This window comes from Streptomyces sp. NPDC002130 (assembly GCF_040296465.1).
Lineage (GTDB): Bacteria > Actinomycetota > Actinomycetes > Streptomycetales > Streptomycetaceae > Streptomyces.
The window spans coordinates 1-22,511 of the sequence record NZ_JBEOXI010000094.1; the positions used below are offsets into that span (position 1 = coordinate 1).

The following is a 22,511-nucleotide window of genomic DNA, read 5'->3' on the forward strand; positions in this document are numbered from 1 at the left end:
TCCGATCTCCATCCTCATCAAGGCCGAGACCGACCTCGTCGGTGTCGCCCGGCACCAGGCCGGGAAGCCGCCGGTCAAGGAGGCCGCCGCCGAGATGCGCTCCTCCGGCATGGCGCTGGCCCGCAAGGCCGCCGCCGCCCTGAACTTCCACCGGCTGATCCTCGGCATCGAGGCGTCCCTGCTGATCCTCGTGCTGGCGATCGTCGACCAGGTCCGCGGCGACCTGTTCTTCACCCGGCTCGGCGTCGCGGTGCTCGCCGGCATCGCGCTGCTGCAGACCCTGCTGCACCTGGTGTCCATCCTCGCCTCCAGCAGGCTGAAGTGAGCGGCATGAAGGTCGGCGCCGTCATCATCACCATGGGCAACCGGCCCGAGGAGCTGCGCGCCCTGCTCGACTCCGTCGCCAAGCAGGACGGTGACCCGGTCGAGGTGGTCGTCGTCGGCAACGGCTCGCCCGTCCCGGACGTCCCCGAGGGCGTCCGCACCATCGAGCTGCCCGAGAACCTCGGCATCCCCGGCGGCCGCAACGTCGGCATCGAGGCCTTCGGCCCCTCCGGCCGGGACGTCGACATCCTGCTCTTCCTCGACGACGACGGACTGCTCGCCGGCCACGACACGGCCGAGCTGTGCCGCAAGGCGTTCGAAGCCGACCTGAAGCTCGGCATCGTGAGCTTCCGCATAGCCGACCCCGAGACCGGCGTCACCCAGCGCCGCCACGTCCCCCGGCTGCGCGCCTCCGACCCGATGCGCTCCTCGCGCGTGACCACGTTCCTCGGCGGCGCCAACGCCGTGCGCACCCGCGTCTTCGCCGACGTCGGCGGACTCCCGGACGAGTTCTTCTACGCCCACGAGGAAACCGACCTGGCATGGCGGGCCCTGGACGCGGGCTGGATGATCGACTACCGGTCCGACATGGTGCTGTACCACCCGACGACCGCCCCCTCGCGGCACGCGGTCTACCACCGCATGGTCGCCCGCAACCGCGTCTGGCTGGCCCGCCGCAACCTCCCCGCGCCGCTCGTCCCGGTCTACCTCGGCGTGTGGCTGCTGCTCACTCTGCTGCGCCGTCCCTCCCGCAGCGCCCTGCGGGCCTGGTTCGGCGGATTCCGCGAAGGCTGGACCACCTCGTGCGGTCCCCGCCGGCCCATGAAGTGGCGTACGGTGTGGCGGCTGACCCGGCTGGGCCGGCCCCCCGTCATCTGACAAGCTCGTATCCGGCGATACCCGGGAGCCCCCGGGCCGTACCCTGGCCCCGGCTCATGCCAGACCCCGGCACAGGCCGAGCATCTCGAAGACGAAAGTTTCCACTAGTGAGTGAGACAACGCACGACGCCACGGTCGCGGTGAGCGCGCCCGCGGCGCCCGACGAGGGCCTCACGGCGAAGGAACTCGCCGCCAAGCACGGGCTGACCGTCAGCGGCGCCCGGCCGTCCCTCATCGAGTACGTCCGTCAGCTGTGGGACCGGCGGCACTTCATCCTCGCCTTCTCCCGCGCGAAGCTGACCGCCCAGTACAGCCAGGCCAAGCTGGGCCAGCTGTGGCAGGTGGCCACGCCGTTGCTGAACGCGGCCGTGTACTTCTTCATCTTCGGCCTGCTGCTGGAGGCCGACCGGGGCATGTCCCGTGAGGTGTACATCCCGTTCCTGGTCACGGGCGTGTTCGTGTTCACCTTCACGCAGAGCTCGGTGATGGCGGGGGTGCGCGCGATCTCCGGCAACCTCGGCCTGGTCCGCGCCCTGCACTTCCCGCGGGCCTCGCTGCCGGTCTCCTTCGCGCTGCAGCAGCTCCAGCAGCTGCTGTTCTCGATGATCGTGCTGTTCGCCATCACGATCGGCTTCGGTCACTACCCGGACCTGTCCTGGCTGCTGATCGTGCCGGTGCTGGTGCTGCAGTTCTGCTTCAACACCGGCCTCGCGCTGATCATGGCCCGGGCGGGCGCCAAGACCCCGGACCTCGCCCAGCTGATGCCGTTCGTGATGCGGACGTGGATGTACGCCTCCGGCGTGATGTTCTCCATCCCGATCTTCCTGGCGGACAAGCCGGCCTGGATCGCGAACGTCCTGCAGTGGAACCCGGCCGCGATCTACATGGACCTGATGCGCTTCGCCCTCATCGACGACTACAGCTCGAAGTTCCTCCCCGACCACGTGTGGGCGGCCGCGGGCGTCTGGGCCGTGCTGTTCGCCGTCGGTGGCTTCGTGTACTTCTGGAAGGCGGAGGAGAGGTACGGCCGTGGCTGAGCAGCAGCAGGACGCACGCGTCCCCACCGTCGTCGCGGACGATCTGCACATCGTCTACCGCGTCAACGGCGCCAAGACCGGCAAGGGCAGCGCCACGGCCGCCCTCAGCCGCATCATCAAGCGGGGCGAGGAGCGCGGCGTGCGCAAGGTGCACGCCGTGCGCGGCGTCTCCTTCGTGGCGTACCGCGGCGAGGCCATCGGTCTGATCGGCTCCAACGGCTCCGGCAAGTCGACCCTGCTGCGCGCCATCGCCGGTCTGCTCCCCGCCGAGCAGGGCAAGGTCTACACCGACGGCCAGCCCTCGCTGCTGGGCGTCAACGCGGCCCTGATGAACGACCTCACCGGCGAACGCAACGTCATATTGGGCGGCCTCGCCATGGGCATGTCCCGTGAGGAGATCAAGGAGCGCTACCAGGACATCGTCGACTTCTCCGGCATCAACGAGAAGGGCGACTTCATCACCCTGCCCATGCGGACCTACTCCTCCGGCATGGCGGCCCGGCTCCGCTTCTCCATCGCGGCGGCCAAGGACCACGACGTCCTCATGATCGACGAGGCCCTGGCGACCGGCGACCGCAAGTTCCAGAAGCGCTCCGAGGACCGCATCCGGGAGCTGCGCAAGGAAGCCGGCACGGTGTTCCTGGTCAGCCACAACAACAAGTCCATCCGCGACACCTGCAACCGCGTCCTGTGGCTGGAACGCGGCGAGCTGCGCATGGACGGCCCCACCGACGAGGTGCTCAAGGAGTACGAGAAGTTCACGGGCAAGTAGCCCGCATTCGGACAGGGCCCCGACGGAACTGCTCCGGCGGGGCCCCGCGTCTGCAAAGGAAACGTCAACTCCGGCCCATCTCAGGAATCTTGGGACCAATCGGTGTGTTCTCGTGATGTGCGGGACACCCTGACGGACCGTGTCGCGTTGTACAACGTAAGCTGTACCGGTCCCGAAACACGGCAATCAGGGCGATAATGCGCGACACCGCCCCCCGGACCACCGTGCGGACGGCGGGGCGGCGTGTCCGAAATAGTGCGTATTGGGTCGGCAGTGTAGAACGGGAGATGTGACGGCGATGGCTACGGAAACTCCCCAGCTCCACGCAGCACGTGCCGTCCCCGCGCCGGGCAGCCGGCGGTGACGGGAACCGGCACGGCGCGCTCCCTCGATCCGGAGCGCGGCACGCTCGACAAGGCCGCCGGCGAGAACTTCCCGGTGGCCCCCTTCTTCCTGCCCCGGGCCTGGCGCACCGACCTCATGGCCGTCTACGGCTTCGCCCGCCTGGTCGACGACATCGGCGACGGCGACCTCGCCCCCGGCGGCGCCGACGCCCGGCTGCTCGAGGTCTCTCCGCAGGAGGCCGAGGACCGGCTGGTGCTGCTCGAAGCCTTCGAGGCGGACCTGCGCAGGGTCTTCGACTCGACGCCGCGTCACCCACTGCTGCGCCGCCTCCAGCCGACCGTGCGCCGCTGCTCCCTGACCCCCGGGCCGTTCCTCGGCCTGATCGCCGCCAACCGCCAGGACCAGCTGGTCAGCCGCTACGAGACCTACGACGACCTGCTCGCCTACTGCGAGCTGTCCGCCAACCCCGTCGGCCGTCTCGTCCTCGCCGTCACCGGCACCTCGACTCCCGAGCGGATCCGCCGCTCCGACATGATCTGCACGGCCCTCCAGATCGTCGAGCACCTCCAGGACGTCGCCGAGGACCTCGCCCGCGACCGGGTCTACCTGCCCGCGGCCGACATGAAACGCTTCCACGTCCAGGAAACGGATCTCGCCACGAAATCCGCCGGTGCGTCGGTCCGTGCGCTGATTGCGTACGAAGCGCAAAGGGCCCGGGATCTCCTGAATGAAGGCGCCCCCCTGGTGGGTAGCGTCCACGGCAGGCTGAAGCTGCTGCTCGCAGGGTTCGTGGCGGGGGGGAGGGCGGCCGTCCACGCGATCGCCGCCGCCGATTACGACGTACTTCCCGGCCCGCCCAAGCCCGGCAAGGTCCGGTTGCTGCGTGAGGTGGGCGTGACTCTGCGAGGAGAGGGGTGATCCGGACCGTGGAGTCGGAACCACACGCGTCCCCGCCGGTACTCGCCGCCTACAGCTACTGCGAGGCCGTCACCGGGCGGCAGGCCCGTAACTTCGCCTACGGCATCCGGCTGCTGCCGACGCCCCAGCGCCGGGCGATGTCGGCGCTGTACGCGTTCTCGCGGCGGGTCGACGACATCGGCGACGGCGCGCTCGACGACGACGTCAAGGTGGCCAGGCTGGAGGAGACCCGGGCGCTGCTCACCCGGATCCGCGAGGACCGGGTCGACGAGGACGACATCGACCCGGTCGCGGTCGCCCTCTCGCACGCCGCCGGGGCCTTCCCGATCCCGCTCGGTGGCCTGGACGAGCTCATCGACGGCGTCCTGATGGACGTGCGCGGCGAGACGTACGAGACCTGGGACGACCTGAAGGTCTACTGCCGCTGCGTCGCGGGCGCGATCGGGCGGCTCTCGCTCGGCGTGTTCGGCACGGAGCCGGGGGCGCGCGGGGTGGACCGCGCGCCGGAGTACGCCGACACGCTCGGTCTCGCGCTCCAGCTGACCAACATCCTCAGAGACGTTCGCGAGGACGCCGTGGGCGGGCGGACCTACCTGCCCGCCGACGATCTCGCCAAGTTCGGCTGTTCGGCCGGCTTCAGCGGGCCGCGGCCACCGGAGGGCTCCGACTTCGCGGGCCTCGTGCACTTCGAAGTGCGGCGGGCCCGCGCTCTGTTCGCCGAGGGCTACCGGTTGCTCCCCATGCTCGACCGGCGCAGCGGCGCCTGTGTCGCCGCGATGGCCGGCATCTACCGCCGTCTCCTCGACCGCATCGAGCGCGACCCGGAGGCCGTCCTGCGCGGCCGGGTCTCCCTGCCCGGCCGGGAGAAGGCGTACGTCGCCGTGCGCGGCCTGTCCGGTCTCGACGCCCGGCACGTGACCCGGCGGACCGTCAGGAGGCGTGCGTGACGTACACGGACGCCGCCGTCGGCGAAATGCGGCGGGCAACCCTCCGGGCCGGGGCCGCGTCCCTGACGGAGACGGCCGGTCGTGCACCGTTCGAGCAGCACGCCCGGGCCGCGGGGGAGGGTGCGCGATGACCCATGACACACGGTCCGGGGGACCGGTCGCACAGGGGCGGCACGCCGTCGTGGTGGGCGGCGGGCTCGCCGGTGTCACCACGGCGCTCGCGCTCGCCGACGCCGGGGTGCGCGTCACGCTGCTGGAGGGCAGGCCGCGGCTCGGCGGGCTCGCCTTCTCCTTCCGGCGCGGCGACCTCACCGCCGACAACGGCCAGCACGTCTACCTGCGTTGCTGCACCGCCTACCGCTGGTTCCTCGACCGCATCGAGGGCGCGGCGCTGGCCCCGCTGCAGGACCGGCTCGACGTTCCCGTCCTGGACCTCGCCCGGCCCGAGGGGCGGCGGCTCGGACGGCTCCGGCGGGACGCCCTGCCCGTGCCGCTGCACCTGGGACGCAGCCTCGCCGCCTATCCGCACCTGTCGCTCGCCGACCGCGCCAAGGTGGGCCGGGCCGCGCTCGCGCTCAAGGGACTCGACCTCACCGACCCGGCGCTGGACACGCAGGACTTCGGCAGCTGGCTCACGGCGCACGGTCAGTCGGCGCGCGCCGTGGAGGCCCTGTGGGACCTCGTCGGGGTCGCCACCCTCAACGCGGTCGCCTCCGACGCCTCGCTGGCGCTGGCCGCGATGGTGTTCAAGACCGGTCTGCTGTCCGACCCGGGCGCGGCCGACATCGGCTGGGCGCGGGTCCCGCTGGGCGACCTGCACGACCGGCTGGCCCGCAAGGCGCTCGACTCCGCGGGCGTGCGCACCGAGGTCCGTACCCGCGTCACCTCCGTCTCCTCCGACAGGGACGGGCAGTGGAGCGTCGAGGTCCCCGGCGAGACGCTTGAGGCCGACGCCGTCGTCCTCGCCGTACCGCAGCGCGAGGCGCACGACCTGCTGCCCGCGGGCGCCCTCGACGCGCCCGAACGGCTCCTGGAGATCGGCACCGCGCCCATCCTCAACGTCCATGTGGTCTACGACCGCAAGGTCCTCGGCCGGCCCTTCTTCACCGCCCTCGGCAGCCCCGTGCAGTGGGTCTTCGACCGGACCGAGGCGTCCGGGCTGCGCCAGGGCCAGTACCTCGCCCTGTCCCAGTCGGCCGCCCAGGACGAGATCGACGAGCCCGTGGCCGTGCTGCGCGAGCGGTACCTGCCCGAGTTGGAGCGGCTGCTGCCGCTGACCCGCGGCGCCGACGTGAAGGACTTCTTCGTCACCCGGGAGCGCACCGCGACGTTCGCTCCCACCCCCGGCGTCGGGCGCCTCAGGCCCGGCGCCCGCACCAAGGCATCCGGCCTCTACCTGGCCGGAGCGTGGACCGCCACCGGGTGGCCCGCGACCATGGAGAGTGCGGTCCGCAGTGGTGTGAGCGCGGCGGACGCCGTGCTGGGCGCCCTGGGCCGGCCCCGCCCGCAGCACCTCTTCGCGTTCGAGGAGGCGGCATGATGCCGGCTCAGGCCGAAGCGGCAGGCGGCCCCCGCACCCCCGGTACCGCAACAAGAGGAGAGACTGTGCCCACTGTGCCCCCGGCCTCGAAGACTGCCGAGGCGGTGGACGTGACCGCGCTGCTTGAGCGCGGCCGGACCCTGGCCACACCGGTACTGCGGGCGGCCGTCGACCGCCTGGCACCTCCCATGGACACTGTTGCCGCCTACCACTTCGGCTGGATCGACGCCCAGGGCAGGCCCGCGGAGGGGGACGGCGGCAAGGCCGTGCGCCCCGCCCTCGCGGTGCTGTCCGCCGAGGTCATGTCCGCCGCCCCCGAGACCGGTATCCCCGGCGCCGTCGCCGTGGAACTCGTCCACAACTTCTCCCTCCTCCACGACGACCTCATGGACGGCGACGAGCAGCGCCGTCACCGCGACACGGTCTGGAAGGTGCACGGCCCCGCCCAGGCCATCCTGGTCGGCGACGCCCTGTTCGCCCTCGCCAACGAGGTCCTCCTCGAACTCGGCACCGTCGAGGCGGGCCGCGCCACCCGCCGCCTGACCACGGCCAGCCGCGCCCTGATCGACGGCCAGGCCCAGGACATCTCCTACGAGCACCGCGACCGCGTCAGCGTCGAGGAGTGCCTGGAGATGGAGGGCAACAAGACCGGCGCCCTGCTCGCCTGCGCCAGCTCCATCGGCGCGGTCCTCGGCGGCGCCGACGACCACACCGCCGACACCCTGGAGAAGTACGGCTACCACCTCGGCCTCGCCTTCCAGGCCGTCGACGACCTCCTCGGCATCTGGGGCGACCCGGTCTCCACCGGCAAGCAGACCTGGAGCGACCTGCGCCAGCGCAAGAAGTCCCTGCCGGTCGTGGCCGCGCTCGCGGCGGGCGGCTCCGCCTCCGAGCGACTCGGCGAGATCCTCGCCGCCGACGCCAAGGCCCACGACTTCGAGAACTTCTCCGAGGAGGAGTTCGCGGCCCGGGCCGCCCTCATCGAGGAGGCCGGCGGTCGCGAGTGGACCGCCGACGAGGCACGCCGTCAGCACACCATCGCCATCGAAGCCCTCGACGCCGTGGACATGCCCGACCGGGTGCGGGCACAGTTCACGGCCCTCGCCGACTTCGTCGTCGTACGAAAGAGATGATCACTATCGGCCGAATAGCCCTCGCGTAGTCGCCGGCCGGTGCCGTGAGTGATCACGGAGCACCGGCCGACGGCGGACCCACAGCAGATGCGCGCCATGCAGGACTGCACGAAGGGGAAGCCATGACAGCGACGACCGACGGAAGCACCGGGGCCCTGCCACCCCGCGCCGCCGCGGCCAGCGACACCGACACGAACACCCCCGGGGCGGCCGGGGTACCGGAAGCCGCCGCACGCGCCGCCCGGCGTGCCACCGACTTCCTGCTCTCCCGCCAGGACGCGGAGGGCTGGTGGAAGGGCGACCTCGAGACCAACGTCACCATGGACGCCGAGGACCTGCTGCTCCGTCAGTTCCTCGGCATCCGCGACGAGAGGACCACGCAGGCCGCCGCCCTTTTCATTCGCGGCGAGCAGGGCGAGGACGGCACCTGGGCCACCTTCTACGGCGGACCGGGCGAACTGTCCGCCACCATCGAGGCGTACGTCGCCCTCCGCCTGGCCGGTGACGCGCCCGACGCCCCGCACATGGCGAAGGCCTCCGCCTGGATCCGCGCGCAGGGCGGCATCGCCGCCGCCCGGGTCTTCACCCGGATCTGGCTGGCCCTGTTCGGCTGGTGGAAGTGGGAGGATCTGCCTGAACTCCCGCCGGAGCTGGTCTTCTTCCCCAAGTGGGTGCCGCTCAACATCTACGACTTCGGCTGCTGGGCGCGGCAGACCATCGTCCCGCTGACGATCGTCTCCGCGAAGCGGCCGGTACGCCCGGCGCCCTTCCCGCTCGACGAGCTGCACACGGACCCGGAGCGCCCCAATCCGCCCAAGCCCCTGGCGTCACCCTTCAGTTGGGACGGGGCGTTCCAGCGGATGGACAAGGGCCTGCACGCCCTGCGGAAGGTCGCCCCGCGCAGGCTGCGCAGAGCCGCCATGAACAGCGCCGCCCGCTGGATCATCGAGCGGCAGGAGAACGACGGCTGCTGGGGCGGCATCCAGCCCCCGGCCGTGTACTCGATCATCGCCCTGCACCTGCTCGGCTACGACCTTCAGCACCCCGTGATGCGCGAGGGGCTGGCGTCCCTGGACCGGTTCGCCGTGTGGCGCGAGGACGGGGCCCGGATGATCGAGGCCTGCCAGTCACCCGTCTGGGACACCTGCCTGGCCGCCATCGCCCTCGTCGACGCCGGACTGCCCACCGACCACCCGCAGTTGGTGAAGGCGGCCGACTGGATGCTGGGCGAGGAGATCGTCCGGCCCGGTGACTGGTCCGTGAAGCGGCCCGGACTGCGGCCCGGCGGCTGGGCGTTCGAGTTCCACAACGACAACTACCCCGACATCGACGACACCGCGGAGGTGATCCTCGCGCTGCGCCGGATCACCCACCACGACCCGGAGCGGCTGGACCGGGCCGTCGTCCGGGGCATGCGCTGGACGCTGGGCATGCAGTCGAAGAACGGCGCCTGGGCCGCGTTCGACGTCGACAACACCAGCGCCTTCCCGAACCGGCTGCCGTTCTGCGACTTCGGCGAGGTCATCGACCCGCCCTCCGCCGACGTCACCGCGCACGTCGTGGAAATGCTCGCGGTGGAGGGCCTCGCCCACGATCCGCGCACCCGGCGCGGCATCGAGTGGCTGCTCGCCGAGCAGGAACCGGACGGTTCGTGGTTCGGGCGCTGGGGCGTCAACTACATCTACGGCACCGGGTCCGTCGTCCCCGCCCTGACCGCGGCCGGTCTTCCCGCCGCGCACCCGGCGATCCGACGGGCCGTGGCCTGGCTGGAGTCCGTCCAGAACGACGACGGCGGCTGGGGCGAGGACCTGCGCTCCTACAAGGACGTCAGGCAGTGGAGCGGCAGGGGCGCCTCGACCGCCTCGCAGACGGCGTGGGCGCTGATGGCCCTGCTCGCGGCGGGGGAGCGCGACTCCAAGGCCGTCGAACGCGGGGTCGAGTGGCTCGCCGCCACCCAGCGGGAGGACGGCTCCTGGGACGAGCCGTACTTCACGGGGACGGGCTTCCCCTGGGACTTCTCGATCAACTACCACCTCTACCGGCAGGTCTTCCCGCTCACCGCGCTCGGGCGCTATCTGCACGGAGAGCCCTTCGCCGACGGACTCCCGGGGAGCGGTCGGGCCGAGGAGCACCGAAGCAGCGGGGCCGGCACACCGCTCGCCGGGGCCGAGGGGAGCTGATGAGCGCACAGCCCGCCCCGGTCCCGCTGCTGATCGCCTGCGCGCTCGGCATCGAGCAGTTCGCCCTGCGCGCGGGCGGCCGGGGCGGGGCCGGCGGGCCGGTCACGGTGCTGAGGACGGGCATGGGGCCGACGGCGGCCGAGCGGGCCGTCACCCGCATGCTGGCCGACCCGGCCCTGCGCGACGCCGCCGTGCTCGCCACCGGGTTCTGTGCGGGCCTCGCGCCCGGTATGCACCCCGGCGATCTGGTCGTCGCCGAGGAGACTCGCGACCCGCGCGGCACGACCGCCTGTGTCGGGACCGAGCTGCTGGTCAAGGAGCTGACGCGTACGCTGCCCGGCCGGACCGTGCACACCGGGCCGCTGACCGGCTCCGACCACGTCGTGCGAGGCCCCGAACGGTCCGCTCTGCGCGCCACCGGCGCGATCGCGGTCGACATGGAGTCCGCCGTCACGCTCCTGAGCGCCGTGCGCGCGGGCGAGCGCCCGGTTGCGGCCGTCCGGGTGGTCGTGGACGCTCCTGAACATGAACTCGTCCGGATCGGCACGGTGCGCGGTGGAATATCTGCTTTCCGTGTCCTTCGTTCCGTCCTTCCCGCTTTCTTCGAATGGCACCGTTCCTTGCTGCTCCCCAGGAGGTGAGCCAGATGGCCATGCCGCTCCGACAGTCCATCAAGGTCGCTACATATTTGGCTGAACAGAAGATCCGCCGGCGGGACAAGTTTCCGCTGATCGTGGAGCTGGAGCCGCTGTTCGCCTGCAATCTCAAGTGCGAGGGGTGCGGCAAGATCCAGCACCCGGCCGGGGTGCTCAAGCAGCGGATGCCCGTCGCCCAGGCCGTGGGGGCGGTCGTGGAGTCCGGTGCCCCGATGGTGTCCATCGCCGGCGGCGAACCGCTGATGCACCCGCAGATCGACGAGATCGTGCGTCAGCTGGTGGCCAAGCGGAAGTACGTCTTCCTCTGCACCAACGCCATGCTGCTGCGCAAGAAGATGGACACGTTCACACCGTCGCCCTACTTCGCCTTCGCGGTGCACATCGACGGGCTGCGCGAACGGCACGACGAGTCGGTGGCCAAGGAAGGCGTGTTCGACGAGGCCGTGGAGGCGATCAAGGAGGCCAAGCGGCGCGGGTTCCGGGTCACCACCAACTCGACCTTCTTCAACACGGACACCCCGCAGACCATCATCGAGGTGCTGAACTTCCTCAACGACGACCTCCAGGTCGACGAGATGATGATCTCGCCCGCCTACGCCTACGAGAAGGCCCCCGACCAGGAGCACTTCCTCGGCGTGGAGCAGACCCGCGAGCTGTTCAAGAAAGCCTTCTCGGGCGGCAACCGGCGGCGCTGGCGGCTCAACCACTCCCCGCTCTTCCTGGACTTCCTGGAGGGCAAGGTCGACTTCCCGTGCACCGCGTGGGCGATCCCGAACTACTCGCTCTTCGGCTGGCAGCGCCCCTGCTACCTGATGAGCGACGGGTACGTGCCGACGTACCGGGAGCTCGTCGAGGACACCGACTGGGACAAGTACGGCCGCGGCAAGGACCCGCGCTGCGCCAACTGCATGGCGCACTGCGGCTATGAGCCCACCGCCGTCCTCGCCACCATGGGATCGCTGAAGGAGTCCCTGCGCGCCATGCGCGAGACGGTCTCCGGGAACCGGGAGTGATGTCATGACCGCTGTCCAGCTGGGTGTCCCCGAGGTGCCGGTCCGGCCGGTCGCCGAGCGGCGCGCGTCGCGCCGCATCCAGGTCGGTCCGGTGGCGGTCGGGGGCGGGGCCCCGGTGTCGGTGCAGTCGATGACGACGACCCGTACGTCGGACGTAGGCGCCACGCTTCAGCAGATCGCGGAGCTGACCGCGTCCGGCTGCCAGATCGTCAGGGTCGCCTGCCCCACGCAGGACGACGCCGACGCCCTCGCGACCATCGCCCGCAAGTCGCAGATCCCGGTGATCGCGGACATCCACTTCCAGCCGAAGTACGTCTTCGCGGCCATCGAGGCGGGCTGTGCGGCGGTCCGCGTCAACCCCGGCAACATCAAGCAGTTCGACGACCGGATCAAGGAGATCGCCCAGGCGGCGAAGGACCACGGCACGCCGATCCGGATCGGCGTCAACGCCGGGTCACTGGACCGGCGGCTGCTCCAGAAGTACGGCAGGGCGACTCCGGAGGCGCTCGTGGAGAGCGCGCTGTGGGAGGCGTCCCTGTTCGAGGAGCACGGCTTCCGCGACATCAAGATCTCCGTCAAGCACAACGACCCGGTCGTGATGATCGAGGCGTACCGGCAGCTGGCCGAACAGTGCGACTACCCGCTGCACCTGGGCGTGACGGAGGCGGGCCCGGCGTTCCAGGGCACGATCAAGTCGGCGGTGGCGTTCGGCGCGCTCCTCTCCCGGGGCATCGGCGACACGATCCGGGTGTCGCTGTCCGCGCCGCCTGCCGAGGAGGTCAAGGTCGGCATCCAGATCCTGCAGTCCCTCGGGCTCAAGGAGCGCCGGCTGGAGATCGTGTCGTGCCCGTCCTGCGGGCGCGCCCAGGTCGACGTCTACAAGCTCGCCGAGGAGGTCACGGCCGGGCTCGACGGCATGGAGGTGCCGCTGCGGGTCGCCGTCATGGGGTGTGTGGTCAACGGGCCCGGCGAGGCGCGGGAGGCCGATCTCGGAGTGGCCTCCGGCAACGGCAAGGGGCAGATCTTCGTCAAGGGCGAGGTCATCAAGACCGTCCCCGAGTCGAAGATCGTCGAGACGCTGATCGAAGAGGCGATGAAGATCGCCGAGCAGATGGAGCAGGACGGCGTGGGGTCGGGGGAGCCCGCCGTCACCGTGAGCTGAGCAGCACGGAATCCGAAGGGGGCCCGAGCGTGACGATTCTGGAGAACATCCGGGGACCACGCGACCTGAAGGCGCTGTCCGAGGCGGAACTGGGGGAACTGTCCGAAGAGATCCGCGAGTTCCTGGTGCACGCGGTCGCCAGGACCGGTGGGCATCTGGGACCCAACCTGGGCGTGGTGGAACTGACCATCGCCCTGCACCGGGTCTTCGAGTCGCCGGCCGACCGCATCCTGTGGGACACCGGCCATCAGAGCTACGTCCACAAGCTGCTGACCGGACGCCAGGACTTCTCCAAGCTGCGCGGCAAGGGCGGCCTGTCCGGCTACCCCTCGCGCGAGGAGTCCGAGCACGACGTCATCGAGAACAGCCACGCCTCCACGGCGCTCGGCTGGGCCGACGGGCTCGCCAAGGCCCGCCAGGTGCAGGGCGAGAAGGGCCATGTCGTCGCGGTCATCGGCGACGGGGCCCTCACCGGCGGCATGGCCTGGGAGGCTCTGAACAACATCGCGGCCGCCAAGGACCGCCCGCTGATCATCGTCGTCAACGACAACGAACGCTCCTACGCCCCCACCATCGGCGGCCTCGCCAACCACCTCGCCACGCTGCGCACGACCGACGGCTACGAGCGGGTCCTGGCCTGGGGCAAGGACGTCCTCCAGGGCACGCCCCTGGTCGGCAACACCCTCTACGAGGCCCTGCACGGCGCGAAGAAGGGCTTCAAGGACGCCTTCGCCCCGCAGGGTCTCTTCGAGGACCTGGGCCTCAAGTACCTGGGGCCGATCGACGGGCACGACACCGGGGCCGTGGAGTCCGCGCTGCGGCGCGCGAAGCGCTTCCACGGCCCGGTGCTCGTCCACTGCCTCACGGAGAAGGGCCGCGGCTACGAGCCCGCCCTCGCCCACGAGGAGGACCACTTCCACACCGTGGGCGTGATGGACCCGCTGACCTGCGCACCGCTCTCCCCGGCGGGCGGCCCCTCCTGGACCTCCGTGTTCGGCGAGGAGATCGTCCGCATCGGCGAGGAGCGCCAGGACGTGGTGGCGATCACCGCCGCCATGCTGCACCCGGTCGGTCTTGGTGCCTTCGCCGAGCGGTTCCCGGACCGGGTGTGGGACGTCGGCATCGCCGAGCAGCACGCGGCCGTGTCCGCGGCGGGCCTGGCGACGGGCGGTCTGCACCCGGTCGTCGCCGTCTACGCCACCTTCCTCAACCGCGCCTTCGACCAGCTTCTGATGGACGTGGCCCTGCACCGCTGCGGGGTCACCTTCGTGCTCGACCGGGCCGGGATCACCGGCGTCGACGGGGCCTCCCACAACGGCATGTGGGACATGTCCGTCCTCCAGGTCGTGCCCGGACTCAGGATCGCCGCGCCGCGCGACGCCGACCAGCTGCGCGCCCAGTTGCGCGAGGCCGTCGCCGTCGACGACGCGCCGACCGTCGTGCGCTTCCCGAAGGAGTCCGTCGGCCCGTCGACCCCGGCGGTCGACCGGGTGGGCGGACTGGACGTACTGCACCGATCCTCCGAGCCGCGGGTTCTCCTGGTGGCCGTCGGCGTGATGGCACCGGTCTGCCTCCAGGCCGCCGAACTGCTCGAAGCGCGCGGCATCGGCTGCACCGTCGTCGACCCCCGCTGGGTCAAGCCCGTCGACCCGGCGCTCCCGGGCCTCGCCGCCGAGCACCGCCTGGTCGCCGTCGTCGAGGACAACAGCCGTGCGGCCGGGGTCGGTTCGGCCGTGGCGCTGGCCCTGGGCGACGCCGAGGTCGACGTACCGGTACGGCGGTTCGGCATCCCCGAGCAGTTCCTCGCGCACGCCAAGCGCGGCGAGGTGCTCGCCGACATCGGCCTGACATCCGTCGAGGTCGCCGGACGGATCGGCGCGAGCCTGGCCGTCAAGGAAGAGCTGTCCAAGGAGCCACAGGAATGACCACCGCCGAATCCGCGTCGGAGTCGTCGCAGGCCGGGGAGTTCGACCTCGGCAAGCTGCTGGCCGAGCGCGGAGCCGAGCGCTACGAGCTGCACACCCGCCACCTCAACCACCAGCTCCCGCGCATGCTGCACACCATCGGCTTCGACAAGGTCTACGAGCGCGCCGAGGGCGCCTACTTCTACGACGCGGACGGCAACGACTACCTGGACATGCTCGCCGGGTTCGGGGTGATGGGCCTCGGCCGCCACCACCCCGTCGTACGCAAGGCGCTGCACGACGTCCTGGACGCCGGGCTCGCCGATCTCACCCGGTTCGACTGCCAGCCGCTGCCGGGCCTGCTGGCCGAGAAGCTGCTCGCGCACAGCCCCCACCTGGACCGGGTGTTCTTCGGCAACAGCGGCACCGAGGCGGTCGAGGGGGCGCTGAAGTTCGCCCGGTTCGTCACCGGCAGGCCCAGGGTCCTGTACTGCGCCCACGCCTTCCACGGCCTGACCACCGGCTCCCTCTCGGTGAACGGCGAGTCCGTCTTCCGCGACGGCTTCGCCCCGCTGCTGCCCGACACGGCCGTTCCGCTCGGCGACCTCGACGCTCTGGAGAGGGAGCTGAGGAAGGGCGACGTCGCCGCGCTGATCTTCGAGCCGATCCAGGGCAAGGGCGTGCTGGAGGGCCCGCCCGGCTGGCTGCGGGCCGCGCAGGAGCTGCTGCACCGGCACAAGGCGCTGCTCATCGCCGACGAGGTGCAGACCGGCCTCGGCCGGACCGGCGACTTCTACGGCTACCAGCACGAGGACGGTGTGGAACCCGACCTGGTGTGCGTGGCCAAGGCGCTCTCCGGCGGCTATGTGCCCGTCGGCGCCACGATCGGCAAGGACTGGATCTTCAAGAAGGTCTACTCGTCGATGGACCGGGTGCTGGTCCACTCGGCGAGCTTCGGGTCCAACGCGCAGGCCATGGCGGCGGGCCTCGCGGTGCTGTCGGTGATGGAGAACGAGCAGATCGTCGCGGGCGTCCGGGCCACCGGGGACCGGCTCAGATCCCGGCTCGCGGCGCTGACGGACAAGTACGAGATGCTGGCCGAGGTCCGCGGCCGGGGCCTGATGATCGGCATCGAGTTCGGACGGCCCAGGTCGCTGAAACTGCGCAGCCGCTGGACGATGCTCCAGGCCGCCCGCAAGGGGCTCTTCGCGCAGATGGTCGTCGTACCGCTGCTGCAGCGCCACCGGATCCTCACGCAGGTCTCCGGCGACCACATGGAGGTGATCAAGCTGATCCCGCCGCTGATCATCGGCGAGCGCGAGGTGGACCGGTTCGTCGACGCCTTCACGGCGGTGATGGACGACGCGCACAACGGCGGGCTGGTGTGGGACTTCGGCAAGACACTCGTCAAGCAGGCGGTGGCCAACCGCTGAACCCGCTTGCTTTTGCCCCAGAGGCAAGAAATTTGTCAGTGAGGCAAGCGTCCGGCTGAATGGAGGCATGAGCTCCTCCGAGACCGAGCGGCCCCACGGGGCCGACTCGCCGGCCGACCTTGCGCTGCCCGCCGTGGTGGCGCCCCAGCTGCGGGCGCTGCGGCGCCAGGCCTCCCTGACGCTGGAGGCCGCGGCCCGCGCCGCCGGGCTGTCGCCCGCCCACCTCTCCCGGCTGGAGACCGGGCAGCGCCAGCCTTCACTGCCGATGCTGCTCGCACTGGCCCGCATCTACGGTACGACCGTCGCCGAGCTGCTCGGCGAGACGGTCGCCGACCGGGACGCCGTCATCCGCGCGGCCGACATGGAACCGACCGCGGCGGGCGGCTGGACCTACTGGCAGGCCGGCGCCCCCGGCCGCGGGATGCAGGCCCTGCGTGTCCACGTCCCCCACGGCTCCCAGGGCGACATCGTGCGGGTCCACCCCGGCGAGGAGTGGCTTCACGTGCTGCGCGGCCGGCTGCGGCTGCGCCTCGGGGACACCACGCACCGGCTGGCGGCCGGCGACAGCGCCCACTTCGACTCGCTCACCCCGCACCGGATCGCCGCCGAGGACCACGACGGCGTCGACCTGCTCTTCGTCCACACCCTGCTGCAGAGCCCCACGGCCGCCCTGTGCCTGGGCCCCACCCCCGGAGACGTGTCATGAGCGACATGGAGGAGAAGTTCCCCCGCGCCCTGTGGGTGAGGTTGTTCATCTACCTCATCGCCGGCCACGTCTTCGCCGCCTTCGTGTACCTGCTGTTCGAGGTCGGGGCGAAGTAGCCCCCACTTGCGCACCTCAGTCGAGGAGCCGCTCGCGCAGCCGCTCCCGGGTCTCCGCGGACAGCCCCAGCCCCTTCTCCAGGTAGGTGTCGACGCCGCCCCACGTCTCCTCGATGGTGTCGAAGGCCGCCGTCAGGTACTCGGCGCGCGCGTCGAAGAGGGGGCTGAGCAGCTCCATGACCTCGGGGGAGTAGGCCGAGGCCGCGGAGCTGGAGCGGTGCACCTTGTACCGGCGGTGCTTGGCGTTCGACTTCAGGTAGTCCTCGACGATCGCCTCGCGCTCGACGCCCACGGCGAGCAGCGTCACCGCGACGGACAGCCCCGCGCGGTCCTTGCCCGCCGCGCAGTGCATCAGCGCGGGGACACTGTCCTCGGCGAGCGCGTGCAGCACCCGGGAGTGCTCGTCGGTGCGGTGCTTGATGATCGTGCGGTACGAGGCGATCATGCGGCCCGCGCCCTTGCCGTCCGAGAGGATCTCGCGCAGCTGGTCCAGATCGCCGTCGCGGACCATCTTCCAGAACTCGGCGCCGTCGGCGGGGTCGCTCAGCGGCAGGTTCACATTGCGCACGCCCGGCAGCTCGACGTCCGGCCCTTCGAGCTTCTGGTCGGCCGCGTTGCGGAAGTCGAAGATCGTGTGCAGGCCCAGCGTGGTCAGGAAGGCCGCGTCCTCCCCGGTCGCATGGGCGAGGTGGCCGCTGCGAAACAGCACGCCCTGCCGCACCCGCCGTCCGTCCACGGTCGGAAGCCCGCCCACGTCACGGAAGTTGCGCACTCCGGCCAGCTCGGGCTCGGTCGACGGGACCTGCTGTGTCACGAGGGCTCCTCCCCTTCGGCGCCGCCGGCGCGGCTCGTCGACGGGCGTCTCTCGACGATACGACATGCCTGCCTGGGGCAATGAGTTGTCCACAGGCGTTGCCCGGAGGCCCCACAGCCCCTGATGATGTTGCCGCCTGGTCGCACCTGGTCGGGCTTGTTCGAATATGTGAGGGCATGATGCTGGACATCTCCGAAGACGGTCGTACATGGGTGCTCTCCGGGCCGGCCAGCAGCTACGCCGTCCATGTCACCGACCGGGACGAGCTGCTGCACCTGCACTGGGGCCCCCGTATCGGCCTGGCCGACGCCGAGGCCCTCGCCGTCCGGCCGCTGCCGGACTACTGGCCCTTCGAGTCCCCGCTCGACGGACGCGAGGAGTATCCGGTCGAAGGCGGCCCCCGCTTCGTCCGCCCCGCCCTGTCCGTACGCACGGCCGAGCGGCGCGGCACCGAGTGGGCTTACGAGGGGCACGACGCCGAGGACGGCGAGCTGAGACTCCGGTTCCGTGACGGCGACCTGGCCGTCACCCTGCACTACCGGATGCGCCCCTCGGCGGATGTCGTCGAGCGCTGGGTGACGCTGGACAACCAGGGGCCCGCCGTCGAGCTGCTGCGCGCCGACTCCGCCACCTGGACCCTGCCCGACCGCGACACCTGGCGTCTGTCCCAGCTGCACGGCCGCTGGGGCGCCGAGTCCCGGCTGACCCGCTCCGGACTCACCCACGGCGAGAAGGTCATCGGCAGCCGTCGCGGCCACACCTCCCACCAGCACCTGCCGTGGGTCGCCCTCGACACCGACGCCACCGAGGAGCGCGGCGAGGTCTACAGCTGCGCCCTGGGCTGGTCCGGGTCCTGGCGCATCGCCGTGGCCCAGCTCCCGGACGCGCGCGTGCAGATCACCGGCGGCGCCGGCTACGACGACTCCGGACTGCTGACGCTCGGCACCGGGGAGTCGTACACGACCCCCGTCTTCGCCGGGCTCTTCAGCGACGGCGGATTCGGCGGGGCGAGCCGCGCCTGGCACGCCTACCAGCGGGCGTACGTGATCCCGGACGCCGGCCGGGACCGGCCCGTGCTGTTCAACTCCTGGGAGGCCACCGAGTTCGACATCTCCGAGGAGCAGCAGCGGGAGCTCGCCGAGCGGGCCGCCGCCATGGGAGTCGAGCTGTTCGTGGTCGACGACGGCTGGTTCGGGGCGCGCACCAGCGACCGGGCCGGGCTCGGCGACTGGACCCCCAACCCCGACCGCTTCCCGGGCGGGCTGAAGCCGCTCGCCGACCATGTGCACGGCCTCGGGATGCAGTTCGGGATCTGGGTCGAGCCGGAGATGGTCAACCCGGACAGCGACCTGTACCGCGCGCACCCCGACTGGGTGCAGTACCAATCGGGACGAAAGCGGACGGAGTTCCGCAACCAGCTGGTACTCAATCTCGCCCGGGAGGACGTCCGGGAGTACCTGTGGGAGCAGCTCGACGGGCTCCTCTCCAGTGCGCCGATCGACTACGTGAAGTGGGACTTCAACCGCTGCTTCACCGACGCCGGCTGGCCGGACGACGCCTACCCGCAGCGGTTGTGGGTCGACCACGTGCACGGCCTGTACGCCCTGCTGGACCGGCTGCGGGCCGCCCACCCGGGGGTGGCCTTCGAGTCCTGCTCGGGCGGCGGCGGGAGGATCGACCTCGGTGTGCTGAGCCGCACGGACCAGGTGTGGACCTCGGACAACACCGACCCCCTCGACCGGCTCGCCATCCAGCACGGCTTCAGTCAGATCCATCCGGCCCGGGTCATGGCCGCCTGGGTCACCGACAGCCCGAACGCCATGCTCAACCACCGGGCCAGCTCGCTGCGGTTCCGGTTCGTCAGCGCCATGGCCGGGGTGCTCGGGGTCGGCGGCGACCTCACGAAGTGGACGCCGGAGGAGCTCGCCGAGGCGGCGCAGTGGGTGGGGCTCTACAAGGAGATCCGGCCCGTGGTGCAGCGCGGCGACCAGTACCGGCTGCGGCCTCCGGAGGGCGGGCTGAGCGCCGTCCAGTACGTCCTCGGCGAGGAGACCGTCGTCTTCGCCTGGCTCCAGGCGCAGCGCTACGGCGAGCCCGTTCCGACGCTCCGGCTGCGCGGCCTTGACCCGACAGAATCGTATGAATGCCCTGAAACGGGCGAAGTTCACCGAGGGGCCGTGCTGCTTCACCATGGACTGCGGGTCGGTTTGCGCGGGGATCTGGACGCCGCGATCGTCCGCCTTAAGCGGAAGTAGTCATTGTGTCCGAATAGGGAATTTTAGCCGCTTAGGGATAACGTGCCCCGATCGTAAAGGAGATGAGGTCGGGGTGCGTGACCATCGTCATATTCGTGACGATGTGCTGTCGCCATGTTCACGTAATCTCCGTAATTTTCAGGGCCATTGAGTGGAGCGGGGGATCGGTGATCCACGCTCGGTGACGGCATATGTGGCGACGCGTCAAGAAAAACACCGTCACAGGCAACCGCAAGCTTGTCCTATTGCGTCGTGGTCGCTTACGTTCCACACCAATCCGGACGGACGCCTAATCCTGCCGCCGCCCGGAGCCCGCACACACTGACCCGACGTACGGCAGGAGCGGGGGACCCACAGGTAAGACGCCTGTTCCGGTTCCCGGAACGGCTTGGGGTTAAGCCGCGCCACGGCGCGGCCGGGCATCTCCAGCCCGCACCCGACAGCTCACCTCGCAGGCGACGGAGAGGAATTCGCCATGCCCGCGAAGGGTAAGCACCGCCGCCCCAAGACCCAGCGTTTCACCCGCTCCATCGCCGTCGCCGGAACCGGCGGGGCCGCCCTCGCCCTGCCGCTCATGGGGGCCGCCGGCGCTCACGCCGCGACCCCGCAGTCGGCTCCGGAAAAGGCCGTCCAGTCCGCTCCGGCCGCCGAGAAGAAGGCCGCAGGAAAGGCCAACGGCGCCAGCACGTACACCGTGAAGGCCGGCGACTACCTCGCGAAGATCGCCGACGACCAGAACGTCAGCGGCGGCTGGAAGAAGCTCTACGCGGACAACCGTGACGCCGTCGGCTCCGACCCGTCGCTGATCCACCCGGGCCTGAAGCTGTCGATCGGCAAGAAGGCCGCGAGCGCGCCGAAGTCCTCGGCCCCGTCCGCGCCGAAGGCCTCTGCCCCGAAGGCCTCGGCCCCGAAGCCGTCCGCCGCCGATTCGGCCCCGAAGGCCGAGACCGCCGCGAAGCCGGCCGCCGCCAAGCCCGCCGCCGAGAGCAACGCCGGCGGGTACGCCCTCCCGGTGGACGGTGCCACCGTCGGCACCCCGTACCGCATGTCCGGCAGCATGTGGTCCAGCGGCTACCACACCGGTGTCGACTTCGTCGTCCCGACCGGCACCTCCCTCAAGGCCGTCGGCGCGGGCACGGTCGTCTCCGCCGGCTGGGGCGGCGCCTACGGCAACCAGGTCGTCATCAAGCTGAACGACGGCTACTACGCCCAGTACGCCCACCTGTCCCAGCTCTCCGTGTCGGCCGGCCAGACCGTGACCGCCGGGCAGCAGGTCGGCCTGTCGGGCGCCACCGGCAACGTGACCGGACCGCACCTGCACTTCGAGATCCGCACCACGCCGGACTACGGCTCGGACGTGGACCCGGTCGCCTTCCTGCGCTCGCACGGCGTCTCCGTCGGCTGACCCACCGCACGACCACCTGCCTGACACGCGACCGAAGGCCGGACCCCGATCCCCGGGTCCGGCCTTCGGTGTGAGCGCGTGCCGTCGCTCGCCCCAAGGGATCGACAGGCGGCGGCAGTTGGGACAGAGTGATCACGGCCGGAGTGCAAGCGCTTTCCAGAGCCTTCCCGGCGGATCCCGAGGAGTGGTGTCACCGTGCCGACCACCCGCAGAGCGTTCGGAGCCCTGGCCGCCGGAGCCGCCCTGGCGGCCCTCGCCCCCACGGCCCCCGCGCACGCCGCGTCCCCGCACCGCCGTCTCATCGCACGCGACGACTTCTGCCACGGGCTCGGGCAATGGGCGGCCGAACTCCAGGACGGCGGCACCGTCACCGCCTCACGCGGCACACTGGAGATCGACGTACCGAGCGGCGCGACCGTGTGGTTCAGGCAGCGGCTCGAGGGGCCCTACGTGCTCGAATACACCGCGACCCCCGTCTCCGAGGGCGGCGTCAACGACCGGGTCTCGGACCTCAACAACTTCTGGAACGCGACCGACGTGCGCTCGCCGGACGACCTCTTCGCGACACCGCGCGGCGGAGCCCTCGACGAGTACGACCACCTCACGACGTACTACGCGGGCTACGGTGCCAACTACAACACCACGACCCGGCTGCGCCGCTACGTCGGCGAACCCGGCGTCCGTCCCCTGGTCTTCGACTACACCGAGCCGCTGCTGGTGCCGGGCGAGCCGAACCGGGTGCGGATCGTGTCCGACGGTTCCATGGTCCGATGGTGGAACAACGGGCGGCTCGTCTTCGACCACACCGATCCGCAGCCCTACACCGGTGGCCATTTCGCCTTCCGGACCGTCTGGAGCCACTTCCGGATCAGTGGATTCCGGGTCTGGCGGCTCACCCCGAAACATCCCTGACAAGCGGGGTATTCCGGAGTTGGCGAACACTTTAGGAGTGGCTTATATCACCGCCCGTCA

General features: G+C 70.9%; 20 protein-coding genes, 1 pseudogene and 1 riboswitch. Of the genes and pseudogenes, 20 read left to right on the forward strand and 1 reads right to left on the reverse strand.

Annotated elements, in window-relative coordinates:
* The 17 genes and pseudogenes from ABT116_RS19260 to ABT116_RS19340 form a co-directional block, all read left to right on the forward strand.
* A pseudogene (locus ABT116_RS19260) lies at window positions 1-325 on the forward strand (CDP-alcohol phosphatidyltransferase family protein); the annotation flags it as partial.
* Between the two features lie 5 nt (window positions 326-330).
* Window positions 331-1,203 (forward strand): glycosyltransferase family 2 protein, encoded by an 873-nt coding sequence (locus ABT116_RS19265; RefSeq protein WP_351634994.1) that lies wholly within the window; start codon window positions 331-333, stop codon window positions 1,201-1,203.
* Window positions 1,204-1,310: 107 nt separating this feature from the next.
* Window positions 1,311-2,240, forward strand: a complete 930-nt coding sequence (locus tag ABT116_RS19270) for an ABC transporter permease (protein WP_351634925.1) — start codon at window positions 1,311-1,313, stop codon at window positions 2,238-2,240.
* On the forward strand, window positions 2,233-3,012 hold the full coding sequence (locus tag ABT116_RS19275) for an ABC transporter ATP-binding protein (RefSeq protein WP_184554776.1): 780 nt from the start codon (window positions 2,233-2,235) through the stop codon (window positions 3,010-3,012). Before ABT116_RS19270 ends, ABT116_RS19275 begins: the two co-directional genes overlap by 8 nt.
* A 360-nt stretch (window positions 3,013-3,372) precedes the next feature.
* A complete protein-coding gene (gene hpnC, locus ABT116_RS19280) occupies window positions 3,373-4,275 on the forward strand; it encodes a squalene synthase HpnC (RefSeq protein ID WP_351634929.1) in 903 nt (300 codons plus the stop codon).
* Window positions 4,272-5,222 carry a presqualene diphosphate synthase HpnD gene (gene hpnD / locus ABT116_RS19285; RefSeq protein ID WP_351634932.1) on the forward strand — a complete coding sequence of 317 codons (951 nt, stop codon included), beginning with the start codon at window positions 4,272-4,274 and terminating at the stop codon, window positions 5,220-5,222. Before hpnC ends, hpnD begins: the two co-directional genes overlap by 4 nt.
* Window positions 5,219-5,353, forward strand: a complete 135-nt coding sequence (locus tag ABT116_RS19290; RefSeq protein WP_351634935.1) for a DUF6380 family protein — start codon at window positions 5,219-5,221, stop codon at window positions 5,351-5,353. The genes hpnD and ABT116_RS19290 overlap by 4 nt, the downstream gene beginning before the upstream one ends.
* Window positions 5,350-6,762: a hydroxysqualene dehydroxylase HpnE gene (gene hpnE, locus ABT116_RS19295; RefSeq protein ID WP_351634938.1), complete on the forward strand. Its 1,413-nt coding sequence runs from the start codon at window positions 5,350-5,352 to the stop codon at window positions 6,760-6,762. Before ABT116_RS19290 ends, hpnE begins: the two co-directional genes overlap by 4 nt.
* Window positions 6,762-7,895: a polyprenyl synthetase family protein gene (locus tag ABT116_RS19300; protein WP_351634997.1), complete on the forward strand. Its 1,134-nt coding sequence runs from the start codon at window positions 6,762-6,764 to the stop codon at window positions 7,893-7,895. Before hpnE ends, ABT116_RS19300 begins: the two co-directional genes overlap by 1 nt.
* Before the next feature lie 122 nt (window positions 7,896-8,017).
* On the forward strand, window positions 8,018-10,075 hold the full coding sequence (gene shc, locus ABT116_RS19305; RefSeq protein WP_351634941.1) for a squalene--hopene cyclase: 2,058 nt from the start codon (window positions 8,018-8,020) through the stop codon (window positions 10,073-10,075).
* The gene (locus ABT116_RS19310; protein WP_351634945.1) at window positions 10,075-10,716 is read left to right on the forward strand and encodes a phosphorylase family protein; all 642 of its coding nucleotides are present in this window, start codon (window positions 10,075-10,077) and stop codon (window positions 10,714-10,716) included. The genes shc and ABT116_RS19310 overlap by 1 nt, the downstream gene beginning before the upstream one ends.
* Before the next feature lie 5 nt (window positions 10,717-10,721).
* Complete coding sequence (gene hpnH, locus ABT116_RS19315; RefSeq protein ID WP_351634947.1) at window positions 10,722-11,744, forward strand: adenosyl-hopene transferase HpnH; 1,023 nt, start codon at window positions 10,722-10,724, stop codon at window positions 11,742-11,744.
* A 4-nt stretch (window positions 11,745-11,748) separates the two neighbouring features.
* Window positions 11,749-12,906, forward strand: coding sequence for a flavodoxin-dependent (E)-4-hydroxy-3-methylbut-2-enyl-diphosphate synthase (gene ispG / locus ABT116_RS19320; protein WP_351634950.1), 1,158 nt, complete (start codon window positions 11,749-11,751; stop codon window positions 12,904-12,906).
* A 29-nt stretch (window positions 12,907-12,935) separates the two neighbouring features.
* A complete protein-coding gene (dxs, locus tag ABT116_RS19325) occupies window positions 12,936-14,831 on the forward strand; it encodes a 1-deoxy-D-xylulose-5-phosphate synthase (RefSeq protein WP_351634953.1) in 1,896 nt (631 codons plus the stop codon).
* The gene (locus tag ABT116_RS19330) at window positions 14,828-16,243 is read left to right on the forward strand and encodes an aspartate aminotransferase family protein (RefSeq protein ID WP_351634956.1); all 1,416 of its coding nucleotides are present in this window, start codon (window positions 14,828-14,830) and stop codon (window positions 16,241-16,243) included. The genes dxs and ABT116_RS19330 overlap by 4 nt, the downstream gene beginning before the upstream one ends.
* Before the next feature lie 67 nt (window positions 16,244-16,310).
* The gene (locus ABT116_RS19335) at window positions 16,311-16,949 is read left to right on the forward strand and encodes a helix-turn-helix domain-containing protein (RefSeq protein WP_351634959.1); all 639 of its coding nucleotides are present in this window, start codon (window positions 16,311-16,313) and stop codon (window positions 16,947-16,949) included.
* Window positions 16,946-17,065 carry a DUF6126 family protein gene (locus ABT116_RS19340; RefSeq protein ID WP_351634962.1) on the forward strand — a complete coding sequence of 40 codons (120 nt, stop codon included), beginning with the start codon at window positions 16,946-16,948 and terminating at the stop codon, window positions 17,063-17,065. Before ABT116_RS19335 ends, ABT116_RS19340 begins: the two co-directional genes overlap by 4 nt.
* Before the next feature lie 16 nt (window positions 17,066-17,081).
* On the opposite strand, the gene ABT116_RS19345 is transcribed toward ABT116_RS19340, so the two are convergent.
* Window positions 17,082-17,879 carry a tyrosine-protein phosphatase gene (locus tag ABT116_RS19345; RefSeq protein ID WP_351634966.1) on the reverse strand — a complete coding sequence of 266 codons (798 nt, stop codon included), beginning with the start codon at window positions 17,877-17,879 and terminating at the stop codon, window positions 17,082-17,084.
* Window positions 17,880-18,058: 179 nt separating this feature from the next.
* On the opposite strand from ABT116_RS19345, the gene ABT116_RS19350 reads away from it, so the two are divergent.
* The 3 genes from ABT116_RS19350 to ABT116_RS19360 all read left to right on the forward strand — a co-directional run bounded on the left by ABT116_RS19350 (window position 18,059) and on the right by ABT116_RS19360 (window position 22,451).
* A complete protein-coding gene (locus ABT116_RS19350; RefSeq protein WP_351635000.1) occupies window positions 18,059-20,134 on the forward strand; it encodes an alpha-galactosidase in 2,076 nt (691 codons plus the stop codon).
* Window positions 20,135-20,450: 316 nt separating this feature from the next.
* Window positions 20,451-20,605, forward strand: a riboswitch (cyclic di-AMP (ydaO/yuaA leader).
* Between the two features lie 4 nt (window positions 20,606-20,609).
* Entirely contained in the window at window positions 20,610-21,539 is a 930-nt protein-coding gene (locus ABT116_RS19355) for a peptidoglycan DD-metalloendopeptidase family protein (protein ID WP_351634969.1), read from the forward strand.
* 195 nt (window positions 21,540-21,734) lie between these two features.
* Entirely contained in the window at window positions 21,735-22,451 is a 717-nt protein-coding gene (locus ABT116_RS19360) for a DUF6250 domain-containing protein (RefSeq protein WP_351634972.1), read from the forward strand.
* The last annotated feature ends 60 nt before the right edge of the window (window positions 22,452-22,511 follow it).